Genomic DNA, 8,622 nt, shown 5'->3' on the forward strand with positions numbered 1-8,622 from the left:
GGCGACAATGTCGGCGATTGCGCCGGCATGGCGGCCGACCTGTTCGAGACCTATGCCGTGACCGTCGTCGCCACCATGGTGCTGGCGGCGCTGACCATCAAGCAGTTCGCCGGCCTCGGCGAAAACCTGGTGCTCTACCCGCTGGCCCTGGGCGCGGTGTCGATCATCGCCTCGATCGTCGGTTGCATGTTCGTCAAGGCGACCGAGGGCGGCAAGATCATGGCCGCCCTGTATCGCGGCCTGATCGTCGCCGGCGTGCTGGCGCTGGCGGCTTATTACCCGATCACCTCGTGGCTGATCGGTGCCGGCGATGCGGCGGCCAAGATCACCACGGCCTCGATGTTCGGCTGCTCGGTCGTCGGCCTGGTGCTGACCGCGGCGCTGGTCTGGATCACCGAGTACTACACCGGCACCGACTACGCCCCGGTCAAGCATGTCGCCGCGTCGTGCCAGACCGGCCATGCGACCAACATCATCGCCGGCATCGGCATCTCGATGAAGGCATGCGCCCTGCCGGTGCTCTCGGTCTGTGTCGCCATCTACGCTGCCTACGCGATGGGTGGCCTGTTCGGCATCGCCATCGCCGCGACTTCCATGCTGTCGATGGCCGGTATCGTCGTCGCCCTCGACGCCTACGGACCGATCACCGACAACGCCGGCGGCATCGCCGAAATGGCGGAGCTGCCGAAGGAGGTGCGCAACGTCACCGACCCGCTGGACGCGGTGGGCAACACCACCAAGGCGGTAACCAAGGGCTATGCCATCGGCTCGGCCGGCCTCGCCGCGCTGGTGCTCTTCGCCGACTACACGCATGGCCTGGAGGCGGCCGGCCTGACCGGCATCACCTTCGACCTGTCGAACCACATGGTGATCATCGGCCTCTTCATCGGCGGCCTGATTCCCTACCTGTTCGGCGCCATGGCCATGGAAGCGGTGGGCCGTTCGGCCGGCGCCGTGGTCATGGAAGTGCGCCGCCAGTTCAAGGAAATCCCGGGGATCATGGAAGGCACGGCCAAGCCGGACTATTCCCGAGCCGTCGACATGCTGACGGCCGCCGCGATCAAGGAAATGATGGTGCCGTCCATCCTGCCGGTCGCCGTGCCCATCGTCGTCGGGCTGGTGCTCGGCCCGCAGGCGCTGGGCGGCCTGCTGGTCGGCACCATCGTCACCGGCCTGTTCGTCGCCATTTCGATGACTACCGGCGGCGGCGCCTGGGACAACGCCAAGAAGTACATCGAGGACGGCCATTTCGGCGGCAAGGGGTCGGATGCGCACAAGGCGGCGGTGACCGGCGATACCGTCGGCGATCCGTACAAGGATACGGCCGGCCCGGCCGTCAATCCGCTGATCAAGATCATCAACCTGGTGGCCTTGCTGATCGTGCCGTTGATGGCCTGATTCCTTACGCCCCAAGGGAAGGCGGCTGCGGCCGCCTTTTTACATTTCTTTGGGTTGGTTGGGCAAAGCCACGCTAGAATCGCGAAAACTATATGGGAGTGGCATGAGCGAGGATACAAGCAGGGCCGCAGGGATTGGGGCGGCGGGATTGCGGGAGGACATACTGCATCATGATCCGCTGCTGGATTGCCTGGTCGAACTGACCCGTATCCACGGCCGTCCCAGTACGCGGGCGGCGCTGGTGTCGGGTCTGCCGCTCGAAAAAGGCGTTCTCTCGCCCTCGTTGTTCGCCCGTGCCGCTGGCCGTGCCGGGCTGTCGGCCAAGGTCAGCCGGCGCTCGCTGGAGCGCATCGACGAGGTGTTGCTGCCGGCCGTCCTGTTGCTGGCCAATGAAGAGGCCTGCGTGCTCCTGGGGTGGGACGAGACGGGCGGCAATGCCCGCCTGTTGTTCCCGGAGACCGGGCAGGGCACGGTGCAGATGACGCGCGAGGCCCTGGCGGCCCGCTATACCGGGATCGCCATCTTCGCCCGTCCGCATTTCCGTTTCGACAGCCGCACGCCGCAGGTCGGCGAGGTCAAGCTGCGCCACTGGTTCTGGGGAACCCTGAGCGAGCAGTGGCCGGTTTATCGGGACGTGCTCGGCGCGGCGCTGCTGATCAACCTGCTGGCGCTGGCCATGCCCTTGTTCACCATGAACGTCTATGACCGCGTGGTGCCCAACCGCGCGATGGAAACGCTCTGGGTCCTGGCGCTGGGCGTGATCCTGGTCATTGGCGTGGACATGACGCTGCGCCTGCTGCGTGGCTATTTCATCGACCTGGCCAGTGCGCGGATCGACATGCAGTTGTCGGCGCGCATCATGGAGCGCGTCCTCGGCGTGCGCATGGAGGCGCGACCGGCGGCGGTCGGGGCGTTCTCGTCCAACCTGCGTTCCTTCGAATCGGTGCGCGACTTCATCACCTCGGCCTCGGTAACGGCCTTCATCGACCTGCCGTTTGCCCTGCTGTTCGTGCTGGTCATCGCCTTGATCGCGTGGCCCCTGGTCCTGCCGGTATTGCTGGCGCTCGTCGTCGTCGTTGTCTACGCCTACGTGCTGCAGCACAAGATGCACGCGCTGTCGGAGACGACCTACCGGGCCTCCGCCCAGCGCAGCGCGACGCTCATCGAAAGCCTGACCGCGCTGGAGACGATCAAGACCCAGGGGGCCGAGGGCGTCATGCAGTCCAAGTGGGAGAAGTCGGTTTCCTTCGTGGCGCGGGTCAACAACCAGATGCGCTTCCTGTCGGCGGCGGCAACCAACGGCGCCATGGAAATCCAGCAGATCGTCAACGTGGTGGTGGTGATCGCCGGCGTCTACCTGATCGCCGACGGCAAGCTCAGCATGGGCGGCCTGATTGCCTGCACCATGCTGACCTCGCGCGCGGTGGCGCCGCTCGGGCAGATGGTCGGCCTGCTGATGCAGTACCACAATGCCAAGGTCGCGCTGGCCTCGCTGGAACAGATCATGAACAACCCGGTGGAGCGGCCGAGCGAAGCCAATTTCGTTCACCGGCCGGAGCTGCGCGGCGATATCGAGTTCCGCGACGTCCATTTCAGTTATCCGAACGCCCAGGTGGCCGCCCTGAAAGGCCTGAACTGCAAGATCAACGCCGGCGACAAGGTCGTCGTCATCGGGCGGGTCGGGTCGGGCAAGACCACCTTGCAGAAACTCTTGCTCGGGCTTTACCTGCCGACCGAGGGCGCGGTCAGCATCGACGGGGTCGACCTGCGGCAGCTCGATCCGGCCGACCTGCGGCGCAATGTCGGTTACGTGGCCCAGGACCTGACGCTGTTCTACGGCACGCTGCGTGAGAACATCGCCATCGGGGCGCCTTACGCCGACGATGCGTCCATCGTTGCCGCTGCCGAGGCGGGCGGTCTGACCGACTTCGTCAATCGTCACCCGGACGGCTTCGACATGATGATCGGCGAGCGGGGCGATTCCCTGTCCGGCGGCCAGCGCCAGGGTGTGGCCATCGCCCGCGCCTTCCTGATGGACCCGCCCATCCTGCTGCTCGACGAACCGACCAGCGCGATGGATTTCACCTCCGAGCAGCAGTTCAAGGAGCGGCTGCGCAAGATGGCCGCGCACAAGACCGTGCTGGTCGTCACCCATCGCAACAGCCTGCTCGACCTGGCGACCCGGGTCATCGTCGTCGATGACGGCAAGATCGTGGCCGACGGGCCGCGCGACCAGGTCATCCAGGCCCTGCAGAGCGGCCGCGTGGGGAGGGCAGCATGAGCCGCCTGAAGAAGTTCGGAGCCGCCCTGCACGGCTGGCTGGAAAACACGGCGCAGCGCGGGGCGCCGCATGTCGAGAAGGTGCTCGGCCGTCTGCCGAGCCGGGAGGAAATCGAGGTCGTCGACTTCGCCACCGACGCCGATCTCGCCATCCTGCGCCAGGAGCCGCTGCGGGCGCGTGTGCTGCTGCGCTCCATCGCCGTCGTCCTTGCCGTGTTCGTGCTGTGGGCGGCCGTTGCCCAGCTGGACGAGGTGACGCGCGGCGACGGCAAGGTCATCCCGTCGCGCCAGGTGCAGGTGCTGCAGAGCATCGACGGCGGCCTGGTATCGGAAATCCTGGTCCGGGAGGGCGATGTCGTCCAGCAGAACCAGTTGCTGATCAAGATCGACGAGACGCGCTTCGTGTCGTCGGTCAAGGAAAACCAGGCGCAATACCTCGGCCTGGTGGCCAAGGCGGCCCGCCTCAAGGCGATCGCCGACGGCAAGCCTTTCGCGCCGCCGCCGGAGGTGCTCAAGGTCGCGCCCGAGATCGTCGCCCAGGAGCGCCAGTACTACGAGGCGCGCACCGACGAAATGAATGCCTCGGTGTCCATCGCCCGGCAACAGCTTGCCCAGCGTCACCAGGAGCTGAACGAGGCCCAGGCCAAGCGTGCCCAGGCCAGCCAGGGCTACGAGCTGACATCGAAGGAACTGGCGGTGACCAAGCCCCTGATCAACTCCGGGGCGGTTTCGGAAGTCGAGGTCTTGCGTCTCGAGCGCGACGTGTCGCGCTATCGCGGCGAGCGCGACATGGCGTCGGCCCAGATCTCGCGGGTCCAGGCAGCGATCAACGAAGCGCAGCGAAAGATCGAGGAGGTCGAGCTGACCTTCCGCAACGATGCGAGCAAGGAGCTCTCCGAGACGACGGCCAAGCTCAACAGCCTGGCCGAAGGCAGCGTCGCCCTGTCCGATCGCGTCAAGCAATCGTCGATCCGTTCGCCGGTCAAGGGGACGGTCAAGCGCCTGCTGGTCAATACCGTGGGCGGCGTGGTGCAGCCGGGCAAGGACATGATCGAGATCGTGCCGCTGGAAGATACCCTGCTGCTCGAGGCGCGGGTGCTGCCGCGGGACATCGCCTTCCTGCGCCCGGGGCAGCCGGTGATGGTGAAATTCACGGCCTACGATTTCTCGATCTATGGCGGGCTGGAGGGAACGCTGGAGCATATCGGCGCCGACTCGGTGATGGACGAGAAGGGGAACGCCTTCTATACCGTTCGCGTGCGGACCAACAAGCCCGGTTTCGGCGATGCCAATCTGCCGATCATTCCCGGCATGGTCGCCGAGGTCGATATCCTCACCGGGAAGAAGAGTGTGCTGACCTACCTGCTGAAACCGGTGCTGCGCGCCAAGAACGTGGCGATGACGGAGCGCTGATGAACCATTGTTTTGTGGATCGCGATGCCTTGCCGTTGCCGACCTGGCTCGAGGCCTTTCCCCGGGCCCGGGTCATGCGGCGCGAGCAGCTGGGCTTGCTGCCTTCCGGCGAGCCGGTCGTGCTCTGGGTGCGTTTGCGCAGCGGCGAAACGCTCGACTCGGCGATGCCGCCGGCAGCGCTGGCGGCATGGCAACTGCTGGTCCTGCTGGCCGACGAGCCGGACGACGAGGTCGTGGCCGACGCGCTGGGCCGGGGGGCATCCGGCTGCTGCAACACCCATGCGGCGCCGGAGGTCCTGCAGCAGGTCGCGCTGGTGGTCGGCAACGGTGGCCTGTGGGTAGGCCAGTCCCTGCTCCGCCGGCTGGTCGGCGGAACGTCGCGCGCCCTGGCCGCGCGCAGCGAAAGGCCGCCGCGCGTCGATTGGTCGACCGTGCTCTCCGAGCGCGAAGTCCAGGTCGCCCGCCTCGTTGCCGGCGGCGCCAGCAACCGCGAGGTCGCCGACCAGCTGTCGATCACCGAACGGACGGTCAAGGCCCACCTGTCGGCCATCTTCGAAAAACTCGGCCTGCGGGACAGGCTGCAGCTTTCCCTGCGCATCAACGGCGTCCAGGTTTGAACGCCGGGCGTGGAATTTTTCACGCTTTTTTACATCAACTGTACTTTGGTTCAATAGGCGCAGGCCGCCCGGCTCCCTACACTCCGGTTATTGCTAATCAGTGTGTGGAGTTCGATCATGGCCCAAGCTCAATTCATCGCCAAGGTTTCCGTCCTGTCCGGTCAGGCTTACGCCAAGGATAGCGCCGGCAACATGCGCCGCCTCAAGGTGGGCGATGCCATTCGCGAGGGCGAAAGCGTGGTCGCCGGGCAGGGGGCGAATGTCGTCCTGGCCTTGGTCGACGGTCGCGAGATGAGCGTCCGGCCGGGCGAAACCGCCAGGATCGACGCCGAAGTCGCCGCCGCTGTCCCGCCGGATGCCGCCGACAGCGGCATCGCCAACAACAAGCAGGGCTTCCAGGCGATCACCCAGGCCCTCAAGTCGGGCTCCAACCTCGACGATCTGCTCGAAGACACCGCCGCCGGTGCCGGCCCGCAGGGCGGCAACGAAGGCCATACCTTCGTCGAACTACTGCGTATCGTCGAAACCGTCGATCCGCTGGCCTTCCAGTTTGGCACCAACCGTGGCGCTCCGCTCGATACCATCGAAGGCGCTCCGCTGGTTTCTGTCGCCGCCGCTGCCGCCATTCCCGGCACGCCGACGGTCAGCATTCCCGATGCCAACAACCCGGGGGCGGGCGATGGCGACAAGACGGTCGCCGAAACCAGCGGCCCGGTGCCCGGTACCTTCACCATCACGGCACCGGCCGGTTTGGGCAGCCTGAGCATCGGCGGCCAGACCTTTACGACGGCCCAGCTGGCCGATCCGGTCTATCTGGCCGCGCACCCGGTCAATACCGGTGAGGGCCTGCTCACGCTGCAGGGCTACGATCCGCTGACCGGCGTGGTCAGCTATACCTACGATCCTTCCGTGCAGAATCACAACGGCCCGGTGATCGACAATATCCCGGTCGTCGTCACCGACGTGCTGGGACGCAGCGTTCCGGACAGCCTCGACATCACCATCACCGACAGCGTCCCGGTCGCTGTCAACGACAGCATCAGCATTGCCGAGGATGCGGCGTCCAACATCGTGAGCGGCAACGTGCTGCTCGGCGCCGGAGCCGATACCGTCGGCGCCGACGTCAATCCGAACCCGGTTACCGCGGTGACGGTCGCCCTGGCGCACGGCAACCTAGTGCTGAACAGCGACGGAACCTACACCTACACCCTGAATAATGCCGATCCGGCAGTCAACGCCCTGCGCGCCGGCCAGACCCTGACCGACAGCTACACCTACACCCTGACCGACGGCGACGGCAGCACGACGACCGCCGTCCTGACCATCACGATCGATGGCAGCAACGATGCGCCGGTCGATGGCGACGAAACGAATACGGTCACCGAGGACACCACGCTGACCGTTGCCGCGGCCGGCGGCCTGCTGGCCAATACGGTCGATCCGGATGGCGGCACGCCGAGCGTCACCGGCTATACGATTGCCGGCATGCCGGGAACCCAGGCCGTGGACGTGCCGGTCACCATCGCCGGCGTCGGGACCATCACGATCAACGCGGACGGCGGCTACAGCTTCGTCCCCGACGCAAACTACGCCGGCGCGATCCCGGTCATCACCTACACGGTGAGCGACGGTAACGGCGGCACCGACATCTCGACGCTGACCCTGTCGATGACCCCGGTCAACGATCCGCCGGTTGCCACGCCGAGCACGGCTGCGGGCGATGAGGACACGCCGATCGCCGTCGTCCTCAGCGGCACCGACATCGACGGTACGGTCCAGGGCGTCACCGTGACCGGCCTGCCGCCGGTTACCCAGGGTACGCTCTACCTCCCCGACGGTGTCACGCCGGTCGTGGCTGGAACGCCGTTGACGCCGACCGATGCCGCCAATCTGATCTTCAAGCCGGCGCCGGACTTCAACGGTTCGGTCAACATTCCGTTTACCGTGACCGACAACAGCGGTGCCGTGTCCACGCCGGCGCAAGCCACGATCACGGTCAATCCGGTGGTCGACCCGGTCATTTCCATCAATGACGTCATCGTCAACGAAGCCGCCGGCATCATGACCTTCACGGTGACGCTGGATCAGGCGACCACCGCAACGGTCAACGTCAATTTCGCCACGACGCCGGGCACCGCCGTTTCGCCGGCCGACTTTGCCGCAGCCAGCGGCATGCTGACCTTCGCCCCGGGTGTCACGACACAGACCGTTACGGTCAATATCGCCAACGACAACCTGTACGAAGGCAGCGAAACCCTCAACGTCGTGCTCAGCACCCCGGTCAACGCCACCATCGGCGACGGCCTGGGCATCGGCACCATCAAGGACGACGGCACCGGCCCCGGCGGCAGCGACGACGACCGGCCGACCCTCTCGGTCAGCGATGTCACGGTCAACGAAGGCGATGGGCACGCCCAGTTCGTCGTCACGCTGTCCAATCCCAGTACGCAGGCGACGACCGTCGCGCTGGCCTTGAACAACGGTACGGCCACCCTCGGTAGCGACTACACCAATGCTCTGGAGGTGTCGACCGACGGCGGCGCCACCTGGACCGCGGCGACCAGCGCCACCTTTGCCCCGAACGCCACCAGCCTGCTGGTCCGTACGCCTTTGGTCGAAGACCTGACCAACGAACCGAACGAAGCCTTCACGCTGACCGCGACGACAACCGCCGGCGTGACGGCCAACCCGAATGCCACCGGTACGGCCACCATCATCGACAACGACGGCCCGCCGCAGGTCACGATCAACGATATGACGGTCAACGAAGGCGCCGGGACGATCACGTTCACGGTATCGCTGAGCAACCCCTCGGCGGGCACGGTGACGGTGAACTACGCGACGGCGGGCGACACGGCAGTCTCGCCGGCGGACTACGCGGCGGGGACGAACGGACTGAATGGCACGCTGACCT

The 8,622-nt window shown here is 66.2% G+C and carries 5 protein-coding genes; all 5 read left to right on the forward strand.

Annotated elements, in window-relative coordinates:
- Positions 1-1,398: sodium-translocating pyrophosphatase (locus Q0P59_RS19490; protein WP_295009518.1), on the forward strand; the 1,398-nt coding region annotated here is incomplete at its 5' end.
- Positions 1,399-1,501: 103 nt separating this feature from the next.
- Positions 1,502-3,679: a type I secretion system permease/ATPase gene (locus Q0P59_RS19495; RefSeq protein WP_295009520.1), complete on the forward strand. Its 2,178-nt coding sequence runs from the start codon at positions 1,502-1,504 to the stop codon at positions 3,677-3,679.
- Positions 3,676-5,091, forward strand: a complete 1,416-nt coding sequence (locus Q0P59_RS19500) for an HlyD family type I secretion periplasmic adaptor subunit (protein WP_295009522.1) — start codon at positions 3,676-3,678, stop codon at positions 5,089-5,091. Before Q0P59_RS19495 ends, Q0P59_RS19500 begins: the two co-directional genes overlap by 4 nt.
- Positions 5,091-5,708, forward strand: coding sequence for a response regulator transcription factor (locus Q0P59_RS19505; protein WP_295009524.1), 618 nt, complete (start codon positions 5,091-5,093; stop codon positions 5,706-5,708). Before Q0P59_RS19500 ends, Q0P59_RS19505 begins: the two co-directional genes overlap by 1 nt.
- A 117-nt stretch (positions 5,709-5,825) precedes the next feature.
- Positions 5,826-8,622 (forward strand): retention module-containing protein (locus tag Q0P59_RS19510; RefSeq protein WP_295009526.1); only part of this gene is annotated, 2,797 nt, incomplete at its 3' end.

Source organism: uncultured Dechloromonas sp., from assembly GCF_945957265.1.
GTDB lineage: Bacteria > Pseudomonadota > Gammaproteobacteria > Burkholderiales > Rhodocyclaceae > Azonexus.

What these genes read in the sequence shown, in the direction of transcription:
- Q0P59_RS19505 (WP_295009524.1), top strand. Translation starts at nt 5,091, where the DNA reads ATGAACCATTGTTTTGTGGATCGCGATGCCTTGCCGTTGCCGACCTGG.
- Q0P59_RS19500 (WP_295009522.1), top strand. Translation starts at nt 3,676, where the DNA reads ATGAGCCGCCTGAAGAAGTTCGGAGCCGCCCTGCACGGCTGGCTGGAA.
- Q0P59_RS19495 (WP_295009520.1), top strand. Translation starts at nt 1,502, where the DNA reads ATGAGCGAGGATACAAGCAGGGCCGCAGGGATTGGGGCGGCGGGATTG.